Below are 25,453 nucleotides of genomic sequence, written 5' to 3' on the forward strand. Positions count from 1 at the left end.
GACGGAGAGCAGCGCCGTGCGGGGGTTCTCCCCGTTGAAGCAAGTGGCGTGCGACTGCGGAGCGTCTTCGCCCGTCTTATACTGGTGGCGGGCGGGACGCCCGCACCACAAGAGAAAGTTGAATATTTTTTTATTTGGAAGTCCCTTAGCAAAATCATAAGCAGTATTTTTATAATAAATTTTTCATGGCAGAGAAATAACGGAAATTACGGTTCTTGATTAAATTAACAAATGTAACTGAGAACCTTGTTGAGTTTTACTGACCTCAATTCGAGCTTGGAAAGCTTCTTTAAGATGAGGCATATGAGTGACAGTTAAAATACAAGCAAAATCAGAAGCGATCGCATTAATCGCAGCAATCAAGCGCTCGCATCCTTCAGAATCCTGAGTCCCGAACCCTTCATCTACAATCAGCAATTGCAATGAAGCCCCAGCCCGTTGCGCCAGTAATTTTGCTAAAGCTAAACGGATAGCAAAATTAATTCTGAAAGCTTCTCCACCCGAATAAGTTTCATAAGCTCGCGTTCCTTGTGCATCTGCAATCAAAATATCCAAAGTATCTATCAGCTTGACATTTTTCTTTGTAGATTTTCCACTACGCCCAGCTTTCTGCGTCACAAATTGAACGTGCAACTGGTTAGCACTCAATCGCGAGAGCAATTGATTTGTCTCAGCTTCTAATTGAGGCAAAACATTCTCAATCATTAAGGCTTGAATACCATTTTTTCCAAAAGCTTGTGCCAATTCCTGATAAATACGATATTGCTGTCTTGTTTCTTGCAATTGCTGCTGCTGTTGCTCGTACTGAAGTTGTAGCGCTTCAAGTTGCTGGGCTAGCTGTTGCAACCGTCCCAAATGCGAGAGTTGCTCGTCAAGTTGACGCCGACGAGAAGCCAATTGCTGCTCCAATTCTTGAATTTGAACTGTTGGGTTTGCTGTTTCTTGTAATTGATGAACGAGACTTTCTATTTCAGAATAAAGTTTTTGTCGCTCAGCCAATCTCCCTTGTAAAGCAACCTCGAATTCTTGGAGTCTCCCACGAAGTTGCGGGTACTGCTGTTGTGCGGCTTGGAGATGTTGATACTGTAATTGCCAAGGTTGTGTTTTACGTACTGCCAAGCGAATTTGGTTATGCCGATCTGTATCATAGCCAATTTCAGCGATATACTTTTCAAGAGCAGCGATTTGTTTAGCACACTCAGAGTGAGTTGCTTCTTGTTGAACTCTAGCTTGCAACTCTTGAATTTGTCTGTGAATTTCCGGTTTTCGTAACTGTATTTGAGCTTGGCGCTTGGCTGCATCTTTTATTTGACTGAGCTTAATTTCTGCCCATCGCCATCGTTCTACCTCGTTACGTGCAAGAGCATGATCTTGTTCGCTGTAGTTGAGCTGTTGTAAATATTGCTCCAATTGTTGCAATTCAGCTTGTAAATCGTGAGCGTAATCACCGATTTCTAACGCTTGCTCGAGTTGCTGCTTCTCCACAACTATTTGTTGTAGCTGTTCTTCGACGTCACTTGTTGCCTGCAATTGTGCTGCTAATTGTCCTCTTTGTTCGCGTAAAGTATCGTAAGGAGACAATTGTTGCGATATATCCCGGTATTCCTGTCTGAGAACCTGAATTTCTCTATCCGATACAGCCATTCGTTCTCGGACTATCCACAATTCATCCTCAGCATCTTTGTACTCAACTTTGGTTTTATCGACGACACGATTCCAATGATGTTCGTCCAAAGGACGCTCGCATAAAGGACACAAAGCATTGGGAGTTTGGAGCATTTGCAGTTTTTGCTGTAATTCTCCCAAAAGTCTTTCACGATCTCGTTGATGAGCTTGCAGGCGTTCTATTAGGTGGCGTCTTTCCTGTCCTTTCTCCTGTACTCTTTGCAAATAAACCCGCTTTTTTTCTAACTCCTCAATTTGAATTGCGACTTCCATCACTGCTTGTTGCAGTTGCGGCTGTCGCCGAGAGGCTCGTTGCAATTGGTTTTCCGTCGATCCTATTTGTTCGAGTCGAGCAACTAACCCAGCATGCGCTCGATCTACTTGGGTTTGTAAGGAAGTTCTCTTTTGTAGCAGAGGAGATACTTGTAGTTGCAGTCGATTGAGTTCCTCAAGACGGTTGCGTGCAGCAGACAGTTGTGCCAAAGCCGCTTCTACTTCCTCTGATTTCCCAAGAATTTGTTGCAAATCTTGCTCTTGTTGCTGCAACACTGTCAGTTGCGCCTCGCTGTGTTGCAATTGACGTTCGAGTTCGTGAATTTGTTTTGTCAGTTGCTGTTGGTTCTTTTGACGTGCTTGTTGAGCGCGAGTATATTCTTCAAATCTTGTACCCATCGCTTCTTCTTGAGATTGTAAATTTTGATACTCGCCATACCCGGCTTTAATCTCAGCTTCTTGAGTCAATAACTTTTCTAAGACAGCTAACTGACCGCTAATAGCAGCACGGTCTTGTTGCAGGCGATCGCAATCCTGAGTTAGATTTTGGTATTGTTGCCTGACAAAGTTCAGCTGTTGTTCTTTGTTTTGCCTCTGGTGTTGAACAACCTGCAAACTTTGCAATTGAATTGTATCAAATGCTTGGACTTGCTGTAGCTGGTTAATGTCAGCTTCTAATTCTGCTTGTTTTTGGATTGTCGCTTCACGAGAAAGCAGTTGATTTCTTAGTGACTCCAAACAACGTTCTAATTCCTCAGCCCGTGCTTTAAACTGACGCGATAAATCTTTTGCCCGTTCTTCTAATTCATCATACTGATTGAGTTTTAACAACTCTGCCAGTATCTCTTTACGTTCGTTGGGTCGCTTGAGCATGAATTCATCGGCGCGACCTTGCCGGAGATAAGCTGAGTTGATGAAAGTATCGTAATCTAGCTTAATATGTTCTAAAATAATGTCCTGTGTTGCCCTTAAACCTTTACCAGTCAACGGACGAAAGCCATTTGGTGTTTCTATTTGAAATTCCAAGCCACTATTTCCACCTCGTTGTCGGGTACGAATCACCCGATAATTTTGTTGGTTGGTTTCAAAGATAAAATCAACCCTAACGTCTTTAGACCCCGTGTGGATAACATCATCTTCAGATACCGCTCTGCTCTCACCCCATATCGCCCAGGTGATAGCTTCGAGGAGGGAAGATTTTCCCGCACCATTAGAACCACAAATACACGCCGTGTGTAACCCGCGAAAATCTAGAATGGCATCGCGGTAACTGAGAAAGTTTTTAAGTGTAAGTTGTCTTGGAATCATTGAGGCTTAAGCGCGACACCTTATTTTCAAGAAGTAAGCAGTACAGATGCTCTCTTTGTTAGTTTAACTAGGTTATTATCATGTTTCTAGTCTCTAACCAAGCAAATTTACGAATGTTAACAATAATATGAGTCAGTTTTTTCGTTCGGGCAAAAGCTTTTTGCCATCTTAATAGAATTTTGGGTATAGGACTTGCCCGTTTGCGTCGTTTAAAGGACTTTCAAATAAAAAATATCCCAACATTTCTTGTGGTGCGGGCGTCCCCGCCCGCCACTAAATATAGGACGGGCGGGGACGCCCGTCCCACAAGATAGATAATTTGTTTCTTGAAAATTCTTAAGAAAGGATGTGGAGCAAGATCTAAGTAACCAAAACTCAGCTTTCGCTTATTCTTTAACTAAAGGTGAACTACCGGATTGTTTTTCCAATTAAGATATAGTGCTTTTCAATTGGTGCAATACATAAAAAAGTTATGGAACCGCAGATGCACGCAGCCCATAGTAGATAAATCTATACTTCATTCAAGTGAGAATCGCTATATCGTTCTTCATGTTGGTTCCGTTAAATAGTTATTACGTGGTTTTCTGCCTCAATTTTACAAGAAAGTGAATTTTTACGAACGTCTGCGAACGGAAATATCAATAACGATCGCTAGGAACAGTTTCATATAAATTACGTCATTTACATCTTGCGTTACTGTTCGTTTGTACAATTTAACGTTACAAAAAGAATAACGTGGAACAATTGCATATTCTTCCCGTGTCATAGTGAATAAATTCTCGGAATATGCCTAGAGATAGGTTGGAAAAAGCTCAGAAACAATCTCAGTGGCAACACGTCATAGAAACTAACAAGACATGACAGGACTCTGCTTTATGACTCGTTTTATTAATTGGAAATCTGGAGCCGCCGCAATGATGGCAGTGGCTATTACAACAGGTGCTATTGCACCTATGTTTGCTTTGGCTCCTGCTAATGCACAAATAATACGCAATAATTCTCGCTCTGTTTCTATTCCTGAAGGAGTTGTTATTCCTACTACCTACGGTAAAGAGAAAATTGTGGTCACTCTTGAAGAGAAAGCACCTATTACTCTTAAGGTAGCAAAAAATATTGTCGATCGCTCTGGTTATACTTTAATTCCTGAAGGAACTGAAATTGTTGGACAAATGCAACCAGCTAGCACAAGATCTCGAAAAGGTAGCCGATTTGAAGCACAAGAGTTGGTGTTGCCTAATGGCGATCGCCAATCGATCAATGCAACTTCTCAAGTGATTACGAGAACGGAAAAAATCAAGAAAGGAGCTAGTACTGGAAAAATTCTTGAAGGTGCTGCTATTGGTGCGGGTGCAGCTAGCGTCATTTCACTACTAACAGGTAACAACAGAATTGAAGCCCTAGAACCTATAATTGGTGCTGGTGCTGGTGCTGTAGCTAGTGCTTTGTTGCGGAAGAAGGAAGTCGAAGTTGTTGTTGTTGAACCCCAAGAAGGAGATTTAGATCTGACCCTACGTTCTAATTTACAATTATCTCGTAATAACCGTTACAACAACGATGGCTACAACGATGACCGTTACAACAACGGTCGCTACAACAACTACTAGACTTAACTCCATTTAAGTCCGTGAATTTCATCATGAGAAATGCGATCGCACCTAAATTACAGGTTTGCGATCGCTTGACTTTTTTATATAGGACTCTTGTTTGATTTTTGAAATAACCGTAGGTAGGGCTATACCGCACAAAAGTATTATATGGTGGGCAGTGCCCACCCTACTGGGAGCATCCCAATTTGGAAAAAATACTAAGGCGATGTTCGTAATCGCATCTATACAAACAAAGTCCGCCTACGCGGACTTAATATAAAAGTCCACGTAGGTGGTGAGTCCAGCGTGCATGAGGCGGTGAGACCAGTGCGCCTATGAGGGTTTTCCGCGCCCTGGCGACTGGCGTATAGCCCTGGCGGACATAGCCTTCGGCATCGCGAAGCGTCTCCGGCTCTGAGATACCCGAAGGGACTTTGTTTGTCTAGCCCCAGAATTCTATTCTTGCAGGCTTTTGCCAAAACGGGATGCTCCCACCCTACTAGAGCCAAAATGATTGTACTAGTGCATCTACGTATTTTTAATTTTTGTGCAACTATTTTGTCAGGATAGCGTCTAAATAATTCGTAAGTCGTAATTCGTAATCAAATGAATGACTATGAATTATGAATTAAAAACACATAATTATCTGGTTAGAAGTTATCAGTAATTGTCAAATTTTCATGGGTGAAAAATTATTAATAGATTCTACCGTTTCAACAACTATTAAATTATAACTGATAACTCAAAACTGGAACTTGTGAAATCGAAAAATGTCTAATTAACTAACAGAAAAACCAAAAAGGTTGGGGAGCAGAAATAAAATGTTTGGTCAGACTCGTTGGCAGGCTGGATGTGCTGCATTCATGACATTAGGTATTACAGCAGGCACAATCGCACCTTTAATTACACCTACAGCCTCTTTAGCGCAAACAAACTTTTCAGACGTTTCACATAACTATTGGGCATCTCCATTCATTCAAGAACTAGCACAGCGCGGTGTCATTGCTGGATTTCCTGATGGTACCTTCCGTCCAGATCAGGCAGTCACACGCGCTCAATTTGCAGCCATGCTCCGTAAAGCTTTTCAAAAATCAGCAGAACGGCAGGCAGTTCGATTCTATGATGTGCCAAGCAATTACTGGGCATACATGGCAATTAATGAAGCCTATACAACAGGTTTCTTATCTGGTTACCCCGGTAATCGTTTTGAGCCTAACCAAAATATTCCCCGTCAGCAGGTACTAGTTTCTTTGGCTAACGGTTTGGACTATGTTGCTAACAACAGTACTGAAAGCACTTTGCAGTACTACAATGACGCCGACAATATTTCTAGCTATGCTCGCACTCCTGTTGCGGCTGCAACGGAAAAGCGTTTGGTTGTTAACTATCCCAACGTAAGATCGTTGCAACCACAAGCAGTAGCAACACGAGCACAGGTAGCAGCTTTTATCTATCAAGCGCTAGTCAGCACTGGTAAAGTTTCAGCCATTAATTCGCCCTATGTCGTAGCAGTTGGCAATACAACTCCACCCACACCCGTAGCGGTGACCATTCCTGAAGGAACCGTTATTCCCGTGAAATACGACAAGGCGGAAAAAATTCTTGTTACCAAGGACGAAACAGCACCTTTAACCTTAACTGTTGGGCAAAATGTAGTCACCGATAGAGGAACTTTAGTGATTCCTGCAGGTAGTCAAGTTATTGGTAAACTCAAACCAGCGAAAAACGGTTCTCAATTCGTAGCTGAAAAACTTGTTCTGACTAATGGTCAAGAATATCAATTGAGTGCAACTTCTGAAGTGATTAGCAAGACTGAAACTATCAAGAAAGGAACGAGCGCAAAAGCAGTTGTGAAAAATGCGGCACTCGGTGCGGGTGCAGCCGCAGCAGTATCAGCCGTCACAGGCGATCGCGCTATTGCTACAGAAGAAGTTTTAGGCGGTGCAGCAATTGGTGGCTTACTCGGTCTATTCTTTGGTAAGAAGAGTGTTGACTTGGTTGTTATTAACCCAGATACAGACTTACAAATGACAGTAGAAAGAAATTTACAAATTTCTCTCAGATAATCACTGGTCACTGGTCACTGGTCACTGGTCACTGGTCACTGGTCACTGGTCACTGGTAACCAAACAATAACAGTAGTTCCACGTGTATCAAGGGATGTAATAGCGGAGTTTAACGCAGGGCTGAAAACTTGGATTTCGCCCTGCATTTGTTCTATGAGTTGTTTGGCAATCGATAATCCCAATCCCGTCCCAGGAATTTGTGTCTGGGCTTGTACTCCTCGATAATATCTTTCACCTAAATGTTCTAAATCTTGGGAGGGAATACCAGGTCCCGTATCGCTAACGGCAATTCCTTGGAATGATGGTTTCTCTTGCCCTGCTTGGATTAAAATCTTGCCACCTGAAGGAGTGTACTTCAAGGCATTATCGATAATATTGCTTAAGACTTCTTCGAGTGACTTGCGGTTAACACGCACAAAAGGTAACCGAGGAGGAATTTCTACTACCAATTGTAAATTTCTTTCTTGAGCAATTGCACTGGCAGAAACTAATAATGGTTCTAAAATACTCTCTATCGAACAGTCGATTTCTTTCTCTCCCGTACCGGGAAGCAGCAGTGGGGCTTTTGGCTCTTTTTGCACGTTGGCTTCGACATACACTTCTTTTCCCGGTAATGCCACTGGTCTTAAATCTTCTGCTGTTAAATCTATAACTTCGTCAAATTTTTGTAACAATTCTTTAAGGCGATCGCTCTCTCGCACTATACTGTTTGCCACATCTTGGTTGACATCGCCCGGACGCAATCGCTTGAGAAGCAGTTTGCCAAAGGTTCGCAATGCAGTCAATGGATTGCGTAGTTGGTGGAGTAAATTATCTAGCAAATCTTGCTGCTTTTCTTGCAGAATTTGGTGTTGGTGTAACTGCTCCTCCAACCATGCTCTTTGTCTATCTATAACACAAGCGAGCGATAGTGTTTGAGCGATGCGATCGATTTCTCTTCTTTCGTGCTCATTCCATTCCCGATCTTCCCTAACTGTCACTAGTAGACCTAACATCATATCCTGATTAATCAGTGGCAAGACAATTCGATCGCCGCCTACAAAATATTCTTCTGAGGAATGGGACTCTGTAGCCTCAGTTGTTGCATTTTCTCGTGTGGTTGCTGGAAATTCTTCTGCCGCTTTCAATAACTTCTGATTTTTTTGGGCTTCTCCCAATTTTCGGCCATTGCCTTTAGAAGAATTGGGAATTCTTTCTATAACAGTCAAAGCTGAATTATAAGAAACCCTATCGGGGATGGAAATAGACATAGGTAAGACGAAAGCATTATCTTGTTGTCTTTCCACTGCTGTCTCTGGATAAAACACTACAGGAATTAGCTTTGCCTCTTGTGTCGTTGAAGCCTCTACCAATTCTTGTGTTAAATAAACGACACTCAATGATGCTCCTAACCCTTGGGCTAGCAGTGCCATTTGCTCTCGACATAGAGCAACAAACTCAGAACTGGTAGACGTTGACATTACTTTGGTTGGGGGGTAGGGGTGCGGGGGTAGGGGCGCAAGACCTTGCGCCCGTACAGTGGATAGTGGCAAAGGTAACAAACGGTACTGAAAAAAACTCTTTATTAACAAAGCTTAACTCAATCCAATCTATCCTAGCTCGTTCCAAAGAGGTACACTTTTTACTGAGTGTATATTTTCTGCTACTAGCGAAATTATCTTTCTTGTATCAAAAGGTTAACAACTCTTGAAATTTTGAACTAGAACTTTTATAATTACGACGGATTTTGTAGCTATCACTACAATAATCTATAGCTTTCAAGAGGAGGAAAGAAGGTTGGCAAGGAGAAGAAAAAGGAAGAGCCGTCGTCGTCAAGAAGGACGACGAATTCTGGAACACGTGCCTCAATATAGCATCGAAAGCGGCGAAGAGAAACCTGTGACAGCAGCAAGAAGGTTTATTCAAGCTGAGGGGATCTTGCCACCTGCGTTGCTACTCGTGAAGCGAAACGAACACACTACAGACCGTTACTTCTGGGCTGAGAAAGGTCTGTTTGGTGCTCAATACGTTGAAGAAAACCATTTCTTATTTCCCAGCCTGAGAACGTTAGAACCTTCTCAGGGACAAGAACCAGTAGCTGTTGCCAGTCGCTGAACCATCAATGGCTATCATAGAATTTGTGTTGGACTCATGACAACCATTAACTGGCAAAAATGCTGGGTATATTCAAAAGTTTCATGTTTTTTTAAGGATATGGCTCATTTGCCAGTGAGGAGCAAGTCTAATTTGAACAATCAACTCCAATCAAACTATCTGTTTGTCTAAAGAGTTGATTCTGCGTGCAAGAGCGGATTAAGAGAGGAAGATGAACGTTTATCGATTGCAGCAAACCATAGATTGTGCTCTTTACGAGCTATGTAATTTCTCCCAACAGTATGCAGGGAGAATGCTTGACACAGAAAACGTTTATACCCTCTTTTAAGTTCTTTTTTTATAAGGTTGTTATAAGTCCATCTCTCGTTCTTGAAGGATCGCTCTTAGATGTATAGCTACGGCTGAGGAGTAAGTGAACTGGAGTAATCCAGAGTAAATCGGAGCAATTCGACTTACTGACTCCACCATGACTCAACCTTGAACTAGTTTCAAAGTTACCCCAACGGGATAGCCAGTCGCCTGGGCGTGGGAAACCCACCTCATGTACGCTGGTCTCACCGTTCCGGGTTTGGGTCCGCTTAAGAGTCATGACTTAATGAAGTTAGCCAGCTTCAAGCGTCGGGTTAGGAACATGGCTGCGTCACACAGTGCAACACCAAAACCTATTCACAAGCTCTTAAGCAGTGTCAAGGCAAACAATACCCCGCTCGGGAGCGCTCAAATGAGCAACAATGTAAATTTGGGGTGCGGTTAAGTCCGATTCACCCCAAATTACTCAAAATAATCCTCATTTTTGGCTACTTAGTTACATGGCAATTTTTTAAACTCAATGCCCGTTGAAGCTCAATGAGTTCGTCTCGATGAGCTACCACAGTGATTTTACTTGAGAAGTGTTCGTTATTGTTGGTCTGGTCCAATTTCAACGAAACCTTCTCAAGTTTTTTAGCTTTTTTCCAGTAAAAAGTACCGCTTAAAGGTGAAAGCAGTACCATTCCTGGAAGAACTCTACTGAGGTTAGGAAATAGAAAAGATAAGACTAGCGATAGGCAAAGAATACCTGTAGCAGCTAAAAGCGTTAAAAATATAGCTAAAAACCAGCTAGGTCTAACGTAACCTTCAAAAGTCACTTGGTTTTGTTCTGAGTCTACCGCTGCCACTCGGTAAGACCGCGATTGAAAATAATCCCTTAATAGAGGCATTAAAGTATTTTCATCTTGTTCTGAAACCAGGTGTGCTGTTTCCATACGGTCTTTGGTCGAGGCGCGAATGAAGAAAAATAGCCCGACAGATAGTAGTAAGGTCAACAGTAACGTGGATGGCAGAATGGCAGTATCCATAAATTGGTAATTGTTACTTTTAAGTTGGAGGGGACTTATTCATTATCAAGTAACTAAGCGCAAGTAACATAACATCAGTGTTGATCGTGATTAGTAATACTAGTAAATACGTGTGAATGCAAAGCATTAGACTAGGTACGGGCACAAGGTCGCCTCGCCCTTACTAACTACTAGGTACGGGCGCAAGGCCGCCGCGCCCCTACTAACCACTAACTACTAACTATTAACTAATTGATTTGTTCTCTCATGTATGTATTTGTGCCATAAACGAGCTAAACTTGCAGCTTGCGAATGCCACTCTGGCGAAACTTGGTACATTCTCCTTGGACGTCCGCGTCCTTCAAGTTTTTTCCAATATCCGGTGATTGCCTTCTGGTCTTCAAGAAACTTAATTGCACTGTAAAGTACAGTATCAGAAAGCCTGTAAGTCGGATATTCAGTTTCTAGCCGTTGGATCAACTCTGTTCCGTAGGATTCTCCTTGTAGTAAAACGTACAAGATGTAGCAAATAGCTAATTCTTGACAGAGATACGTTGGCGGAGGATTTTCAAAGAATTTATATATATCCTCAAGTTTCATGGTTAGTAAATGGCTAATAAATGCCTAAGGGCCAAGCTTCTAATCCCACATGGGTGTCTGTGATGCTACCCCGAAAATTTTAAGAATATTGTGTTACTTAGGCTGTAATACCAAAGAACAAACAGTAATAAGTCGTAAGATGGATGCGCCATTTATAGAGGTATACAAGTTGATACCCCTACCCAAGTTTTTGGCGTTTTGTTGAGGAGCTATTCGAAAACAGCACAGCAGCTATTCTCGATTTAGGTTGATGCAGATGGCGTAAAAACTGCTTAAGCATAAAGTACCGCCTAAGCAATTTTAAAGTGAAATTGCATTTTTGATGAACAACTTAATCAAAACTTTGTCGGACAGTAATTATCCGGGGGTAATGCTAAAGATTAGATATAGTTTTCATTAAAGAAGGTTGACAAACAGTAGATACACTTAAGTTTGTTTGGGATACGCATTCTGTCTATATAGTTATTCTACAAAAATGTCAGTATGATGGAGATACCAAGCGAGCCAATACTAATCAGTTTGATGCTGAAAACGTGTAGCTTTCTGAAGAAAGCACTCCTCTTTCCTCGCAAGTTTTGGCTCGAAGTATGTCTTTGTATGTCTTTATTTGTTGGAAAATGAATGAACTCTTGCTCAATAACAACAGTGCAACTGCTTAAGTTCTAAAAAATCAAGCAGTTCTCTAAGTTTTTTGAAATATTATTTTTTACTGTAACATAGGATATTAAATAATTAACATTTTTCTTTTGAGAAAAAGGTGAGAGGTAAGGGAAATACCTTCCCATTCCTTCATAATGGTTTCAACAAGAAGGGAACGGTGAGGAACGACCTATTACTTCCTTTCTGCTCTAAAATTACCGATCTTTGTAGGGTGAGCACTGCCCACCATTCGCTATCAGTGGCACTGCCTAACGCCACTCCTAGCAGTCGCGGGGGAACCCGCGCTCTTCGGGTGGCTCTCCTACGTGTTTAGGTAATCGCATGGCATCGGAGGCAGTAAGACCTGTAAAATAACCCGCGTACATTAAGTTATGTAAAAAATAAGTATAAATACTGGGAGAAGTTCATGCTAAATTGAACAAGCGCCCAGGATATTGGTGATGTTAAGTATGTCAGACGTTTCTGCAATCCGGGCGATCGCTCAAGCGTTTCGCCTGATAGGTTGGATTAGCTTTTGGACTCAGTTAGTACTAGGCATTGTCTCTAGCGGGATTTTGCTAAGTGCAATTGTTTTTAGCAGAGGAGGAACCAATACTAATAATCCAGGAACAGGATTTGGTGCTTTTTTTGCAGTTGCTGGACTCATTACCCTAGGTGTGGGAATATATTTAGCCTTCCGTTACACTAGGATTGGTAGGGGATTGGACTCTTCCAATGCTAACAACCGTCCTCGAAAAATTGAAACAGTTAAAGTCTTACAGTTTGCACTCGTGGTGCATCTAGCAGGAATGCTGCTAACTCTTTTAGGAGCGCAAGCGATCGCAGGTACATTGATTGTTAAATCATTAACATTGCCGCAATTTGGAGTTGGAGTCTACACTCAAATTGACCCAAACCGAATCATTCAACCTATAGATATCTTTGTCGTACAAGCAAATACCAATACGGTAACAGCACATTTTGCAGGGCTTGTTTCTTCCATTTGGCTACTGCACCGTCTTTCTAAACCACAGTGACCAGTGACCCTCCGGGTTCGCCAGTTCCCTACGGCGGGAGACCCGCCTACAGGACTGGACTCACCAGTGACCAGTGACCAGTGACCAGTGACTATTCAAAATTGAGAAAAATCTGTGTTAGACATTAGGCAAATACGGGAAAATCCACAATTAGTGCAGGAAAAGTTGGCAACTCGTGGTGGAAACTACGATATTCAACCGCTTATCGAGTTAGATACACAGCAACGCGCATTAGAAGCTAAGCGAAATCAACTCCAAGCACGAAGTAATGAAATTGCTAAGCTGATTCCAGAAAAGATAAAAGTAGGTAGCGACCCGAAAGGAGCGGAAATTAAAGGTCTTAGAGACGAAGGCAGTTCAATCAAAGCAGAACTTGGGACAATAGAACCCCAGGAAAAAGAACTGTCAGTCAAAATTAAAGAATATTTACTGTCGATACCCAACTTACCTAGCGATTCTACACCTGTTGGTAAGAATGAGGAAGAAAACGTTGAAGTCCGGCGATGGGGCGATGAATACCTTCCCAAAAACCAAAATATTCTTCCTCATTGGGAAATTGGCGAAAAGTTAGGGATTTTTAACACCGAACGGGCTGTAAAAGTCGCACAAAGCCGCTTTGTTACCTTAGTCGGCGCTGGTGCAGCACTGGAAAGAGCCTTAATTCAATTTATGCTCGATCGCCAGATAGCAGCTGGGTATGTGGAAATCATGCCTCCTATTCTGGTCAATAGCGATTCTATGACAGCTACCGGGCAATTACCTAAGTTTGCTGAAGAAAGCTTTAAGTGTGAAGCCGACGATCTGTGGTTAGTTCCCACAGCAGAAGTCCCGGTCACCAATCTCTATCGCGGTGAAATTATTAATGGAGAACAACTCCCCATATACCACTGTGCTTATACTCCCTGTTTTCGTCGAGAAGCAGGTAGTTATGGGCGAGATATGCGAGGATTAATTCGACTGCATCAATTTAATAAAGTTGAAATGGTTAAATTCGTCCATCCCAGTACCTCTAGTGAGGAACTGGAAAAAATGGTGGAGAATGCTGAAGCTATTTTACAAGCTTTGCAGTTGCCATACCGAGTTATATCCTTATGTACTGGAGATTTAGGATTTCACTCTGCCAAAACCTATGACTTAGAGGTTTGGCTTCCTTCTTCTGGTAAGTACCGGGAAATTTCTAGTTGTTCAAATATCTTGGATTACCAAGCACGACGAGGTGATATTCGCTTTAAAGAAAGCGGGAAAAAAGGAACTCAATTCGTTCACACTCTCAATGGTTCGGGATTGGCAGTAGGACGGACAATGGCAGCGATTTTGGAAAACTACCAACAAGAAGATGGAACAGTTAGAATACCAGAAGCGCTACAGCCTTACTTGCGACGAGAGATATTGTAATAAGGGTTGGTAGTTACTCCCGAACCGCCAGCTATATTACCCAAATACGTAGGTAGGGCATTGCCCACCAACATTGAATGGAATGGTGGGCAATGCCCTACCTACTAATTGGTAAGAGTTCCATTAACCCACCAACATTGAATGGAATGGTGGGCTAATTGGTGAGAGTTCTATTAGCTATTAGCATTAACCGTTAGCATAAAATAGAAGTAGCTGAATCAGTTCATTTATCATTTATGTCATTTTTTGCGGCATTAGCGGCGATCGCAGTCTTAGCTGTTTTAATCTTGGTACACGAGTTCGGACATTTCATTGCAGCGAGGTCTCAGGGAATTCACGTCAACCGTTTCTCTTTAGGCTTTGGTCCGATTGTTTGGAAATATCAAGGAGTGGAGACTGAATATGCTATCCGTGCTATTCCATTGGGTGGTTTTGTCGGTTTTCCTGACGACGATCCGGATAGCACTATTCCACCTAACGATCCAAATCTGATGCGTAACCGTCCGGTTTTAGATAGGGCGATTGTGATTAGTGCGGGAGTCATAGCCAATTTATTATTTGCCTACCTCCTCCTTGTGACACAGGTTTGTGTTATTGGTACAGCACAAGCAACTCAACCTGGGGTTTTAATTCAACAACTGGCACCAAAGGTGAGTTCTGTGGCAGCACAAGCCGGACTTGAGCCAAAAGATGTCATAATAGCAGCCGATAACAAAGAATTTGAAACGTCACTCCACGAGATCGAGGCTTTAAGAAACATTATTAAAACTCATGCAGGAAAGCCAATCCAATTAAAAGTTGTACGTGATGACACAACCATCTCGTTAACTGTTGTTCCTGAAGCCAATGCAAATGGGGATGGCACCATTGGTGTAGAACTTTCTCCTAATGGTAGAGTTGAGCGTCGTCGCGTCAGCAATCCAATAAAAGCTTTGAGTATTGGTGCGGCTGAATTTCAACGAATTGTTTCCATGACATTCCTGGGTTTTGGGCAGCTCATTACAAACTTTCGGGAAACCGCAAATCAAGTTGCTGGACCTGTGAAGATTGTAGAAATAGGGGCTAATATTGCTCAAAATGATACAGGCAGTTTGTTCTTCTTTGCTGCTCTCATCAGTATTAACCTGGCTATTATCAATATATTGCCTTTACCAGCTTTGGATGGCGGACAACTCGCTTTTCTCCTAGTTGAAGGTTTGCGAGGTAAACCCTTACCCAATCGCATTCAAGAAGGTGTGATGCAAACTGGTTTGGTGTTACTTTTGGGATTAGGCATTTTTCTCATACTTAAAGAAACTACCCAATTGGAGTGGGTGCAAAAGTTATTCCAGTGATTGGTATCCGCAAACGATCGTCAAAGAAACAACGAGCCATAGAAATTCTCGTTCGACTGAAGCGCCTTTATCCTGACGCTACCTGTTCTCTCAACTATGCAAGCCCAGTACAACTGCTTGTAGCGACTATCCTCTCCGCTCAATGTACTGATGAGCGAGTGAATCAAGTGACACCAGCTTTGTTTAATAAATTTCCTGATGCAGCGAGCTTGGCAAATGCTGACTTGGCAGAATTGGAAAATTTGGTACGTTCCACTGGGTTTTATCGCAATAAGGCAAAGAACATTAAATCCGCTTGCCAAACAATCGTGAGCGAATTTGGTTCGCAAGTGCCAAAGCGAATGGAGGATTTACTAAAACTTTCCGGTGTTGCTCGCAAGACAGCAAATGTCGTCCTCTCTCATGCTTATGGAATCAATTCTGGTGTAACAGTTGATACTCATGTTCAGCGTCTCAGTCAACGCTTGGGTTTAACCGAACATTCCGCTCCCATTCGTATTGAACGAGATTTAATGAGTTTGTTACCTCAACCAGACTGGGAAAATTGGTCTATTCGGCTCATTTATCATGGTCGCGCCATCTGTAAAGCGAGATCGCCCGCCTGTGAGGCTTGCGAACTCTCCGATCTCTGCCCTTCTTCTGTAGTGACCAGTGACTAGTGACCCTTCGGGTTCGCCAGTCCCCTACGGCGGGTCTCCCGCCGTAGGGGCTGGACTCACCAGTGACCAGTGACCAGACCTCGTTCCCAGGCTCTGCCTTAACCTCGTTCCCAGGCTCTGCCTGGGAATGCCTTGAAGAGGCTCCGCCTCAAAAAAATCAGGAATCTTACTGTCGATTGTGTTATTTATAGTACAGATACAAAACACGAGTAATAAATTAGCTATTATTTATGTAATTATATAAAATGGAGAATGCTGTCCAAAAAGGAAATTACCAAGTTATATGGCAAAAAAGAGCATGATTGAGCGCGAGAAAAAACGCGCTAAGTTGGTACAAAAGTACGCTGCTAAGAGAGAAGCGTTGCTAGAAGAATTTAGAGAGGCAGAATCTCCTCTAGACAAGTTAGAGATTCATCGACAAATTCAACAACTTCCCCGTAATAGCGCACCTACCCGCCGCCGCAATCGCTGCTGGTTAACAGGTCGTTCAAGAGGCGTTTACCGTGACTTTGGACTATCTCGGAACGTTCTTCGGGAATGGGCGCACGAAGGTCTTTTGCCTGGAGTGGTTAAGTCTAGCTGGTAGTCATTTGTCATTAGTCATTAGTCATTTGTCCTCTAATTAATGACCAATGACTAATGACCAATGACAAAAATCCTACTGTCCGCAACATTTATCAATGCCCAAACTTTCCAACAGTAAATCGCTGACGGCGTTAGCAATAGCAAACTCTCCGTAAAAACTTTTGGAAAAGTCAAACGATTGCATCTCTGTAACAATGGCAATTACTAGAGAACCCAAGTCGTTTTCCCCTTCCATTCGCTGACGCACAAAGATTTGTGCAGCTCTTTGGGCAATTTTTTGATTCACTGGTTCTGGGATAAATTCTTCATCTAACCACCGATGCAAGCGAAGTTGCAACCACTCTCCCTCAAGTACGGGATTTTGAGCAGGTGGTAAAGTGATAGGTGGAATTGATTCGTTCATATCTTTATCGGTCAAATCGGCATAATTTAAAGTTAACTAGTCGAAAGTGCTCCTGGTTACTTGTCACTGGTCACTGGTCACTGATTACTGGTCACTGATTTATGTATGATATCGCCACTATCGTTCAAGGTTACGCCCAAGGCTATTTTCTCATGGCTGATGAGGATAATGTATTGGGTTGGTATGGAAGTCGCGATCGCACTCTCATTCCTTTAGATGAGAGATTCCGCTACCCCAAGTCTTTAAAGCGAGTGTTGAATCAAGAACGTTTCAGCATTGCAATTAACCGCGATTTCAAATCTGTTGTAGCAAGCTGTGCTGATAGAGAAACAACATGGATTTCGCCAGAGTTAAAAGAGATTTATTGGGAACTTTACCAAGCGGGATGGGCGTATAGTTTTGAAACTTGGCAAGGGGACGAACTAGCAGGAGGTATTTTGGGAATTGTTATTGGGGGTGCTTTTATTGGAGAGTCAATGTTTTACCGCATTCCCGAAGGATCGAAAGTGGCAATGGTAAAGTTAGTCGAGAGATTGCGAGAAAGACAGTTCGTATTATTTGATGCTCAAATGATGAATCCCCACTTGGAAAGGTTTGGGGCTTACCACATCAATGATGATGAATATCAGGTGTTGCTTGAAAAAGCTTTGCGACGAAGGTGTTCTTTGAATAATTGAGAATCATGAATTCATACACTGAAACTGAATTCTTTGTTGGTGATATTCCGTACCAAATGTACGTTCAATATTACCTACCGAGTCAAGACCAAAAATTAGTTCCTATTGTGCTTTTACATGGTGGCTTTCATACGGGTAGTTGTTTTATCAAAACACCTGATAATCGCCAAGGTTGGGCAGTATATCTGGCAGAACAAGGCTGGAAAACCTACATTGTTGACTGGCCAGGGCATGGTCGATCTGGCTTTGTCCCAAATTTTCCCACAATGCCATATCAACGGGTAATTGATGCTACTGTGGCACTACTCCAACAGATTGATCCGGCTGTCATTCTTACCCACAGTATGTCTGGTGTCGTTGGTTGGCAGACGGCACAAACTCATCCCAAACTTGTTAAAGCTATTGTAGGCATTGCACCAGGACCACCAGCCGATCTATTACCAGTCATCACCCTTGACTCTCATGAGGCTTTTCCCGAAGACCGTCCACGTATCCAGTCGCGTGAAGATACTAAAAAGTACTTCACCAACTCAGATACTTTTCCGCAAGAGACATTTGAGAATTACTTTTGCAGTTTAGTCGCTGAGAGTGCGCGAATTAGCAACCAGCGCAGAAATGTTGAAGGACGAGGGCTTTATATTTGCGACCCTCAAATCCTATTTGATATACCCATATGTGTGATTACAGGCGACCAAGACCCGCGTCATCCTCATGAAGTAGATGCAGAAACTGCAAAATACTTCCGGGGTGATTTTATTTGGCTTCCGGAAGTTGGACTCCCTGGTCACGGTCATATGCAAATGCTTGAACACGGTAACTTAGCTATTGCTGACCTGTTTATCAATTGGCTGCATAGCAAAGGTCTATAGTTTGTCTCCATATCGACTCCTTCGATGGGAACTAATGCTGCCATAGGTTAACCGTTTCGAGTCAAAACAATTGGCTCTTGACTTTAAGCGTGTTCAGACCAAAAAGCATCGAGCTCGCTAATCTCTGCTGTTTTCATAAGTCAATGATTTCTCCTGCTATCAAAACCTAATTGCCGTATGCGATCGTTATATAATAGTTAATCCATTGGTAAATTGGTGTAAATTTCACTTATCTTAAAGTTATTAGAATCGATCTGATTTTTTTTCTTTGTTGCTCTGAAATTAGTCCATTGTAGTTCTAGTTTTGCATAATGAGCTTTGAAGGTAATAAAGCGCGATCCCATCTCATGATATGTTGCACGAAGCTGTTTTGACTGAGCTTTAAGTTCCTGCGATCTAGCAATAATCTCATCAAAGGCATTATAGTTGAAAGAATTGACTTTTGTACTTAACTCGTCTATTGGGTTCAATTCATCTGGGTTAACTTTTGAGCCATAGATAGTAGTCAGTAACTCAGCTAGAGAGGCATTGGCAGATTTTTTACTTGTTAAAAGTGTAGACGCCAGTTTTTTAGCATCTTCAAGTGTTAGGTACGCATACGGCTGTGTAATAAACGCAGTCATATTGTCACAGTTTATCTCCTCCAATTCTGATGCTATCTCTTGCAGTTCCTGCTCTTTGTAAAGCAGAAGTAAGTTTAGACTATCCACCAATTCATGCAAAAACTCTACTTCCTCACGCAAAGACTCTATCTCCTCAGAATCCAAGTTATCACCGATAACTATTGCTACATCCTTTGTAGGACTACCTTGGGAGTCTTTTGAGTCTAAGTTATGCTTTGATTTTTTATCCAAGAGCTTACTCTCTAGTAGTTCCAAGCAGTTTGCCATTTTGTGGAATTGCTCGTCAATGATTTCGATTAGTTCTTGACTACGTTTTTCTGGATCGATAGTCATCAGTTTTATCTGCTCTAAACAGAAAATTTTTTTTACAAGGAGCGATGCTGAAAGTCCCCAAAGACGAACACCAAGCTATACTTAAGCTTGGTGTTCGTCTTTAGACCTATTTTTCTTGCTTCTTGGATCAAATCTTTTGCTCTGTCACCAAAGTCAGACTTATCCAATCTCCTTTGTCGCTATAGCTGCGAATCATCCGTTGGCGCAAACCTGGTTGAATGAGCCAACCAACTTCAAGGAAAAACGGCTGACGCATTGACAGTTTAAGCGGTGATGTTGCTGATGCACCATTTGGTAAAAGCAAAACTTGTACCTGTTTTTGAGGGTCTTGGTCAAAGTGGATAATAGAATTTTTAATAGTAGCTGTTGAGGAAATTGTGCGCCCATCAAAAGTCAAGTTCTGGGTAAGTCTTCCATTCCCATCTATCTGGAGTTGCATTTTTGTAGAAAAACTGTCAGGAGAACGCCAATCGGGATAAATTGTCACTGCTTCGCCAAGCCATTCTCCAAGTAAATCTTCCACTGTAAAAGAAGGCTTTTGCGGTGGTTGAGTTCCTGCTAGGTGTTCTCTAATTAAGGTTAATTTATCTAATTGAAAATTCTTATCAAATAACTGAACGAGACGCAAGCGTTGATTTTCATAAATAAAACCAAATTCTGCACCAAATTCAGAAAATGGTGCTAGTTGAATTGAACCTTGAGAAAACGCACCATTATCAAAAAATAGTACACTTCGTGCAAGCGAGCTGTATTCTAAGACTTTCTCGCTTCCTCCCAAACGAATTGTTTGACGAATTTTTTTGTTATCATCTAGCCCTTCTAGAGAAACTACACTTGGGGTATCTTCTAAAATTTCACCCAAAGAAGAGAGGCGAGTAAATGAGCCTTGCCATTCGCCTATATTTTTTAGCAGGGCTGTCCATTGCGAGTTCATAGTTGAGAGGTAAAAGAAGCAATACATCTAAGCATAAATCTTTCATTCACCAAAAGTTCAACTTCTGGCAAATCGACGAACAGCAAAGACACTTCCTAATAATCCTACTACAGCACCAAAACTCAAGAGAATGATGGGTAATAACAGAGTTTGCAACACATTCAGTTGCAAACCGTTGGTGAGAAACTGAATAAATTCCGGTTGGTTGACTAACCAACGACTGAGAAACTGTTGAAGACAGCTAATAAATCCCCAAGCGATCGCACCTCCTAGAATACCAAAAACAATTCCCTGTAGTACAAATGGCAAATAAATCCAAGCTGAAGTCGCCCCTACGAGTTGCATGATTTCAATTTCTCGCCGTCGTGCTATAACAATGAGGCGAATAGTCGTGGAAGTAACGGCAATTGCTGTCAACGTAAGGATAATGGTAATAGCGAAGGAAACCCAATTTAAACCTTGATGCAGCTGAGCAATGCGTTTCAAAGCTTCATCTACATACTGCACCGTATCAACTCCCTGTAATTTAGCCAGTTGTGTCGCTAAAATTGGGACAACAGAAGAGTTTTGCGCCTTGACTTTTAACTCATCAACCAAAGGATTATCACCAAGCTGCTGAGTTGCACTATCAATATTAGAGATACCTAATTCTTTAACTAACTTAGTCCAAGCTTGCTCTTTTGTAATCGTCTGGATACCCGCTACTTCTGGCATTTTGGTTACGAATGGTTCGATTGTTTCCACCCGCGCACTCGGTTCGAGGTAAACTGATACTTCTAGTTGGCTGCCAAATTGGTTAAGTAATTTTTCTAACTGCCAAGACGTTTGCAAGCTCATGCCAAATAAAAACAACAACACCGTGACGGTACTCACAGCAGCCCAGTTCATCCATCCGCCACGTCGTAAACCGAGAAAAGTCTCTTTAAGTAGGTAGTCAAATTTAGTGAAGAATTTCAGCACGTCAAGCCCCAGTGTTTTTGCAAGGAGAAATAATCATCTCTTATACTCGCAATTTGGGTGTTTTGCAAACAGAGGTGTACGCTAATATAGAAATCATAAATGATTGATAAAAATTTTTAAGTATTGTAGGTAGGGCTATGCCGCGCAAAAGCCTTGTAGGGTGGTCATTGCCCACCCTACGTATGTTTCAAAAATCAAATAGGAATCCTATGGATCGGTACGGCGATCGCTTCTTTATAATGGGTTTTACCCATTATAAAGAAGCATCTGAAATTGTTAAGATGAGTTGAGACGCTGTTTGTTGCGCCTCTGAACTTATAAGACCTACCCAAGATAAGCGAGTTACAAGATTATGCCTATAGAAATTGCTGTAGAAAAGAAAAAGTTACAAAATCCACCATTAGAAATGCATTATTTGGGCGATCGCGTCCTCCGTCAACCCGCAAAGCGAATCTCCAAAGTTGATGATGAACTCCGCCAACTCATACGCGAAATGCTACAAACCATGTACAGCAAAGATGGCATTGGTTTAGCAGCACCCCAAGTAGGAATCCACAAGCAACTGATTGTAATTGACAGCGATCCAGAAAACCCAGCCAATCCCCCCTTAGTATTAATTAACCCCACCATCAAAAAAGTTAGTCGCGATTTGTGTGTTGCTCAAGAAGGATGCTTGAGTATACCAGGAGTATACCTTGATGTAAAGCGTCCCCAAGTAGTAGAAATCTCTTATAAAGATGAAAACGGGCGTCCCCAGTCGCTAAAAGCCGGAGATTTACTCGGACGATGCATTCAGCATGAAATAGATCACCTGAACGGGGTAGTATTTGTAGACAGAGTAGAAAATTCTTTGGCTTTAGCACAAGAGTTATCTAAGTATGGCTTTTCGCACCAAGCAGTAAAACCAGTAGCATAGGTGGATTGACAGTGAACGTAATAACTCCAAAAAGTGGTTTGTTTCTAGCAGGTTCTTGTATTGCAGCCATTGCGGCGGTTGGTTCGATTTTTGAACTCTCTTCTGGACAACCAGATTTAGGCACTCAGACAACTGCGATTATCTTGGCACTTAGCATTCCACTTACAGGATTATTTTTTGTTGCTGCAGTTAAGGATGCTAGAGCAAATATCAAATAAGCATCTGGTATAAAAAAGGGAATCGGGAACAGGGAACAGGGAGTTTCTTGTTTCCTTTGAGTTCCAGATGTTTTTGAATAATGAGTAGAGTGGGCAAAGCTCACTCTACTCATTGTTTTATGGTGAGATTTATTTTCATACTTTATCCTTACTCTTTTCCCGCCAGAAGATTACCCATGAGTGTAGGGTGGGCAATACTCACCAATATTTAATGGTGGGCATTGCCCACCCTACAAGATGAATATAGCAGTTGTCAGTTGAATAAAGTACAGATTTATCTGCGTCCATCTGCTACAGGCTGCGGTTCCTAAATCATTTAATGTATTGCACCCAACTGAAAACCGCTATAGAATTTTAGAGCGAAAAGGGAGCCATTCCTAATTCTTGTACCTTATAATACAATTTAATTTTTATATAAAAAGTTATTATATTCACTAACAAAATTTTTTGTAATAAATATTTCATTGTGACAATTTTATAAATTTTATGAACAACACAGATATCAGTGAAGTGGGTAAACAAGTGAGTTTTGCCTACATTTTTTTCAACGGCTATGGATTTTTTCCTTCAAAAGTCGTGGCTAGTTGGTTGGGTTTAGAGTCTCTTCCAGATTGGGAACACGATACTATTTTGGATTTATTAGCTGTAGATTTAATTACAGTTTGTGCCAAATTAGATAATCAATTAGCTCAAAAATATTTAACTTTTTTTAAATTACGAGGAACTCACACAGAAAAATTTGCCACTAAAGGTTTTAGTCTCAATTTAGAGATACTAAAGACTGTAGTGAATTGTCAAAAAGCGATCGCACCACCATATATTCCACTTTCCTGAAGGCAGAGTGCGGATGTAGCTTGTAACAAATTCCAATTTTTTTTCTCTACCCCCTTGACACTCCAGTCAACTGGAGGATTCAAGATGAAATTAGTCTTGAACACCTCTCGATCTTGGGAGCAGTCAAATGGAGAATGCCACACTTAAGCTGCGGGGTATGAGTTGCGCCTCCTGTGCTAGAAGCATTGAAGATGCCATCAGTTCTGTCCCTGGTGTAAACGAATGTAGTGTGAACTTTGGGGCAGAACGAGCAACAGTTGATTATGACCCCAGAAAAACTGATTTACAAGCCATCAAGGATGCAGTGGATGCAGCAGGTTATTCTGCCTATCCCCTCCAAAAACAAAATCTGATGGCGGGCGAAGATGATGAAGAAAAAAGAGATCGCCAGAAAGAATCTCGCAATTTGTTACGAAAGGTGACAATAGGAGGCATCATTAGTACTGTGCTTGCGATTGGCTCACTACCAATGATGACAGGCTTACACCTACCTTTTATTCCTACATGGTTGCATAACCCTTGGCTGCAATTAGTCCTTACCACTCCCGTACAGTTCTGGTGTGGTCGCTCTTTTTACGTCAATACCTGGAAAGCTTTTAAACGTCATGCTGCCACAATGGATACCTTGATTGCTTCAGGTACTAGTGCAGCATATTTCTATTCCCTATTTGTCACTTTGTTTCCTAACTTTTTCATTAGTCAGGGATTGATACCTGATGTGTATTACGAAACTGCGGCAATCGTAATTACTTTAATTTTGTTAGGGCGGCTGTTTGAGAATCGCGCCAAAGGACAAACTTCAGAAGCTATCCGCAACCTGATTGGTTTGCAAGCGAAAACAGCACGGTTGATTCGTAACGGACGAGAAATAGATGTACCTATCGAGGAAGTAGAAATCGGTGATGTAGTGCTGGTTCGTCCTGGGGAGAAAATTCCTGTTGATGGCGAAGTCGTGAATGGGACATCCACAGTTGATGAAGCGATGGTGACAGGTGAAAGTATACCCGTGAAAAAACAACCAGGGGATGAAGTCATCGGAGCAACTATCAACAAAACAGGAAGTTTTAAGTTTCGGGCGACAAGAGTTGGTAAGGATACTGTACTGGCGCAGATTGTCCAATTAGTACAGCAGGCTCAAGGCTCGAAAGCTCCCATTCAAAGACTCGCAGACCAAGTGACTGGGTGGTTTGTTCCGGCGACGATCGCGATCGCTATCCTCACCTTTATTATTTGGTATAACATCATGGGTAATGTCACCCTAGCACTCACTACTACAGTTGGGGTGTTAATTATCGCTTGTCCTTGTGCCTTGGGTTTAGCCACACCAACCTCAGTCATGGTAAGTACGGGTAAAGGCGCAGAAAACGGCATTTTAATTAAGGGAGCCGAAAGCTTAGAAATAGCACACAAAATTCAAACAATTGTATTGGATAAGACAGGTACAATTACTCAAGGTAAACCGACAGTTACAGATTTTCTGACAGTTGACGGTACGCTAAACAGTAACGAAATAAAGCTGATACAACTAGCCGCCTCTGTAGAACGCAATTCCGAACACCCGTTGGCAGAAGCAGTAGTCAGATACGCCCAATCTCAGGAAGTGCCATTAGCAGATGTTAGAAATTTTGAAGCCGTTGCAGGTAGTGGCGTACAAGGGATTGTTTCTAACCATCTCGTCCAAATTGGTACGCAACACTGGATGGAAGAGTTAAGTATTAACACTCAAGCTTTGCAACAAGACAAAGAACGCTTAGAATACTTAGGTAAAACAGCAGTTTGGTTGGCAGTTGATGGCGAAATCAAAGGAGTGATGGGTATTTCTGATGCCATTAAACCCACTTCCACCCAAGCAGTAAAAGCGTTGCAAAAACTCGGTTTAGAAGTTGTCATGCTCACAGGCGATAACCGCCGCACTGCAGAAAGTATTGCCCGTGAAGTTGGTATTAAAAGAGTCTTAGCAGAAGTTCGTCCCGATCGAAAGGCGGTGGCGATTAAGTTATTGCAAGCAGAACAGTACAACAGTAGAGGAGCAGGAGCGATCGCTAATCCAAAATCCAAAATCCAAAATCCAAAATCTAAGATTGTCGCAATGGTTGGTGATGGTATTAATGATGCACCCGCTTTAGCTC

Annotated in this window: 24 protein-coding genes; 14 read left to right on the top strand and 10 right to left on the bottom strand. The window is 42.0% G+C overall.

The window, feature by feature from the left end; genetic code table 11:
* Positions 1-219: 219 nt before the first annotated feature.
* Both sbcC and ACKTT2_RS31345 read right to left on the bottom strand, forming a co-directional pair.
* Positions 220-3,246 carry an exonuclease subunit SbcC gene (gene sbcC, locus ACKTT2_RS31340; protein ID WP_407894082.1) on the bottom strand — a complete coding sequence of 1,009 codons (3,027 nt, stop codon included), beginning with the start codon at positions 3,244-3,246 and terminating at the stop codon, positions 220-222.
* A 613-nt stretch (positions 3,247-3,859) separates the two neighbouring features.
* Positions 3,860-4,012, bottom strand: a complete 153-nt coding sequence (locus ACKTT2_RS31345) for a hypothetical protein (RefSeq protein WP_407894084.1) — start codon at positions 4,010-4,012, stop codon at positions 3,860-3,862.
* A 109-nt stretch (positions 4,013-4,121) separates the two neighbouring features.
* Here ACKTT2_RS31345 and ACKTT2_RS31350 point away from each other — a divergent pair, with 109 nt between their 5' ends.
* Complete coding sequence (locus tag ACKTT2_RS31350) at positions 4,122-4,850, top strand: conjugal transfer protein TrbI (protein WP_407894086.1); 729 nt, start codon at positions 4,122-4,124, stop codon at positions 4,848-4,850.
* 803 nt (positions 4,851-5,653) lie between these two features.
* Positions 5,654-6,898, top strand: coding sequence for an S-layer homology domain-containing protein (locus ACKTT2_RS31355; protein WP_407894088.1), 1,245 nt, complete (start codon positions 5,654-5,656; stop codon positions 6,896-6,898).
* 35 nt (positions 6,899-6,933) lie between these two features.
* Here ACKTT2_RS31355 and ACKTT2_RS31360 read toward each other — a convergent pair whose 3' ends face one another.
* Positions 6,934-8,358: a sensor histidine kinase gene (locus ACKTT2_RS31360; RefSeq protein WP_407894090.1), complete on the bottom strand. Its 1,425-nt coding sequence runs from the start codon at positions 8,356-8,358 to the stop codon at positions 6,934-6,936.
* Between the two features lie 316 nt (positions 8,359-8,674).
* Between ACKTT2_RS31360 and ACKTT2_RS31365 the strand changes: the two genes are divergently transcribed.
* Positions 8,675-8,992, top strand: coding sequence for a DUF3155 domain-containing protein (locus tag ACKTT2_RS31365; protein WP_407894092.1), 318 nt, complete (start codon positions 8,675-8,677; stop codon positions 8,990-8,992).
* 337 nt (positions 8,993-9,329) lie between these two features.
* Here the strand turns inward: ACKTT2_RS31365 and ACKTT2_RS31370 are convergent, their stop codons facing one another.
* The 3 genes from ACKTT2_RS31370 to ACKTT2_RS31380 all read right to left on the bottom strand — a co-directional run bounded on the left by ACKTT2_RS31370 (position 9,330) and on the right by ACKTT2_RS31380 (position 10,908).
* A complete protein-coding gene (locus ACKTT2_RS31370) occupies positions 9,330-9,581 on the bottom strand; it encodes a hypothetical protein (RefSeq protein WP_407894094.1) in 252 nt (83 codons plus the stop codon).
* A 208-nt stretch (positions 9,582-9,789) separates the two neighbouring features.
* Positions 9,790-10,329 (bottom strand): cofactor assembly of complex C subunit B, encoded by a 540-nt coding sequence (locus ACKTT2_RS31375; protein WP_407894096.1) that lies wholly within the window; start codon positions 10,327-10,329, stop codon positions 9,790-9,792.
* A gap of 216 nt (positions 10,330-10,545) precedes the next feature.
* Positions 10,546-10,908 carry a PadR family transcriptional regulator gene (locus ACKTT2_RS31380; protein WP_407894098.1) on the bottom strand — a complete coding sequence of 121 codons (363 nt, stop codon included), beginning with the start codon at positions 10,906-10,908 and terminating at the stop codon, positions 10,546-10,548.
* A 1,109-nt stretch (positions 10,909-12,017) separates the two neighbouring features.
* Between ACKTT2_RS31380 and ACKTT2_RS31385 the strand changes: the two genes are divergently transcribed.
* From ACKTT2_RS31385 to rpsN, 5 genes are all read left to right on the top strand, one after another.
* Entirely contained in the window at positions 12,018-12,584 is a 567-nt protein-coding gene (locus tag ACKTT2_RS31385; protein ID WP_407894100.1) for a DUF3611 family protein, read from the top strand.
* A 114-nt stretch (positions 12,585-12,698) separates the two neighbouring features.
* Entirely contained in the window at positions 12,699-13,979 is a 1,281-nt protein-coding gene (gene serS / locus ACKTT2_RS31390) for a serine--tRNA ligase (RefSeq protein WP_407894102.1), read from the top strand.
* 236 nt (positions 13,980-14,215) lie between these two features.
* On the top strand, positions 14,216-15,313 hold the full coding sequence (gene rseP / locus ACKTT2_RS31395; protein WP_407894104.1) for an RIP metalloprotease RseP: 1,098 nt from the start codon (positions 14,216-14,218) through the stop codon (positions 15,311-15,313).
* Positions 15,289-15,972, top strand: a complete 684-nt coding sequence (nth, locus tag ACKTT2_RS31400) for an endonuclease III (protein WP_407894106.1) — start codon at positions 15,289-15,291, stop codon at positions 15,970-15,972. The genes rseP and nth overlap by 25 nt, the downstream gene beginning before the upstream one ends.
* 283 nt (positions 15,973-16,255) lie before the next feature.
* A complete protein-coding gene (rpsN, locus tag ACKTT2_RS31405) occupies positions 16,256-16,558 on the top strand; it encodes a 30S ribosomal protein S14 (protein WP_407894108.1) in 303 nt (100 codons plus the stop codon).
* Between the two features lie 72 nt (positions 16,559-16,630).
* Here the strand turns inward: rpsN and ACKTT2_RS31410 are convergent, their stop codons facing one another.
* Positions 16,631-16,960, bottom strand: a complete 330-nt coding sequence (locus tag ACKTT2_RS31410; RefSeq protein ID WP_407894110.1) for a DUF8822 family protein — start codon at positions 16,958-16,960, stop codon at positions 16,631-16,633.
* Between the two features lie 101 nt (positions 16,961-17,061).
* Between ACKTT2_RS31410 and aat the strand changes: the two genes are divergently transcribed.
* The gene (gene aat / locus ACKTT2_RS31415) at positions 17,062-17,637 is read left to right on the top strand and encodes a leucyl/phenylalanyl-tRNA--protein transferase (RefSeq protein ID WP_407894112.1); all 576 of its coding nucleotides are present in this window, start codon (positions 17,062-17,064) and stop codon (positions 17,635-17,637) included.
* Positions 17,638-17,642: 5 nt separating this feature from the next.
* Positions 17,643-18,506 (top strand): alpha/beta fold hydrolase, encoded by an 864-nt coding sequence (locus tag ACKTT2_RS31420; protein ID WP_407894114.1) that lies wholly within the window; start codon positions 17,643-17,645, stop codon positions 18,504-18,506.
* Positions 18,507-18,703: 197 nt separating this feature from the next.
* Here the strand turns inward: ACKTT2_RS31420 and ACKTT2_RS31425 are convergent, their stop codons facing one another.
* The 3 genes from ACKTT2_RS31425 to ACKTT2_RS31435 form a co-directional block, all read right to left on the bottom strand.
* A complete protein-coding gene (locus tag ACKTT2_RS31425; RefSeq protein ID WP_407894116.1) occupies positions 18,704-19,462 on the bottom strand; it encodes a hypothetical protein in 759 nt (252 codons plus the stop codon).
* 127 nt (positions 19,463-19,589) lie between these two features.
* Positions 19,590-20,396: a DUF3598 family protein gene (locus tag ACKTT2_RS31430; RefSeq protein ID WP_407894118.1), complete on the bottom strand. Its 807-nt coding sequence runs from the start codon at positions 20,394-20,396 to the stop codon at positions 19,590-19,592.
* A 57-nt stretch (positions 20,397-20,453) separates the two neighbouring features.
* Positions 20,454-21,356, bottom strand: coding sequence for a cell division protein FtsX (locus tag ACKTT2_RS31435; RefSeq protein ID WP_407894120.1), 903 nt, complete (start codon positions 21,354-21,356; stop codon positions 20,454-20,456).
* A 352-nt stretch (positions 21,357-21,708) separates the two neighbouring features.
* On the opposite strand from ACKTT2_RS31435, the gene def reads away from it, so the two are divergent.
* The 4 genes from def to ACKTT2_RS31455 all read left to right on the top strand — a co-directional run.
* Positions 21,709-22,272: a peptide deformylase gene (def, locus tag ACKTT2_RS31440; RefSeq protein ID WP_407894122.1), complete on the top strand. Its 564-nt coding sequence runs from the start codon at positions 21,709-21,711 to the stop codon at positions 22,270-22,272.
* 11 nt (positions 22,273-22,283) lie between these two features.
* Positions 22,284-22,490 carry a hypothetical protein gene (locus ACKTT2_RS31445; RefSeq protein ID WP_407894124.1) on the top strand — a complete coding sequence of 69 codons (207 nt, stop codon included), beginning with the start codon at positions 22,284-22,286 and terminating at the stop codon, positions 22,488-22,490.
* A gap of 486 nt (positions 22,491-22,976) precedes the next feature.
* Complete coding sequence (locus tag ACKTT2_RS31450; RefSeq protein WP_407894126.1) at positions 22,977-23,324, top strand: hypothetical protein; 348 nt, start codon at positions 22,977-22,979, stop codon at positions 23,322-23,324.
* A 127-nt stretch (positions 23,325-23,451) separates the two neighbouring features.
* Positions 23,452-25,453, top strand: a 2,002-nt coding sequence (locus tag ACKTT2_RS31455; protein WP_407894128.1) for a heavy metal translocating P-type ATPase, incomplete at its 3' end; no start/stop codon positions are given.

It is taken from the genome of Scytonema hankhaensis NUACC26 (assembly GCF_045865695.1).
Lineage (GTDB): Bacteria > Cyanobacteriota > Cyanobacteriia > Cyanobacteriales > Nostocaceae > Scytonema.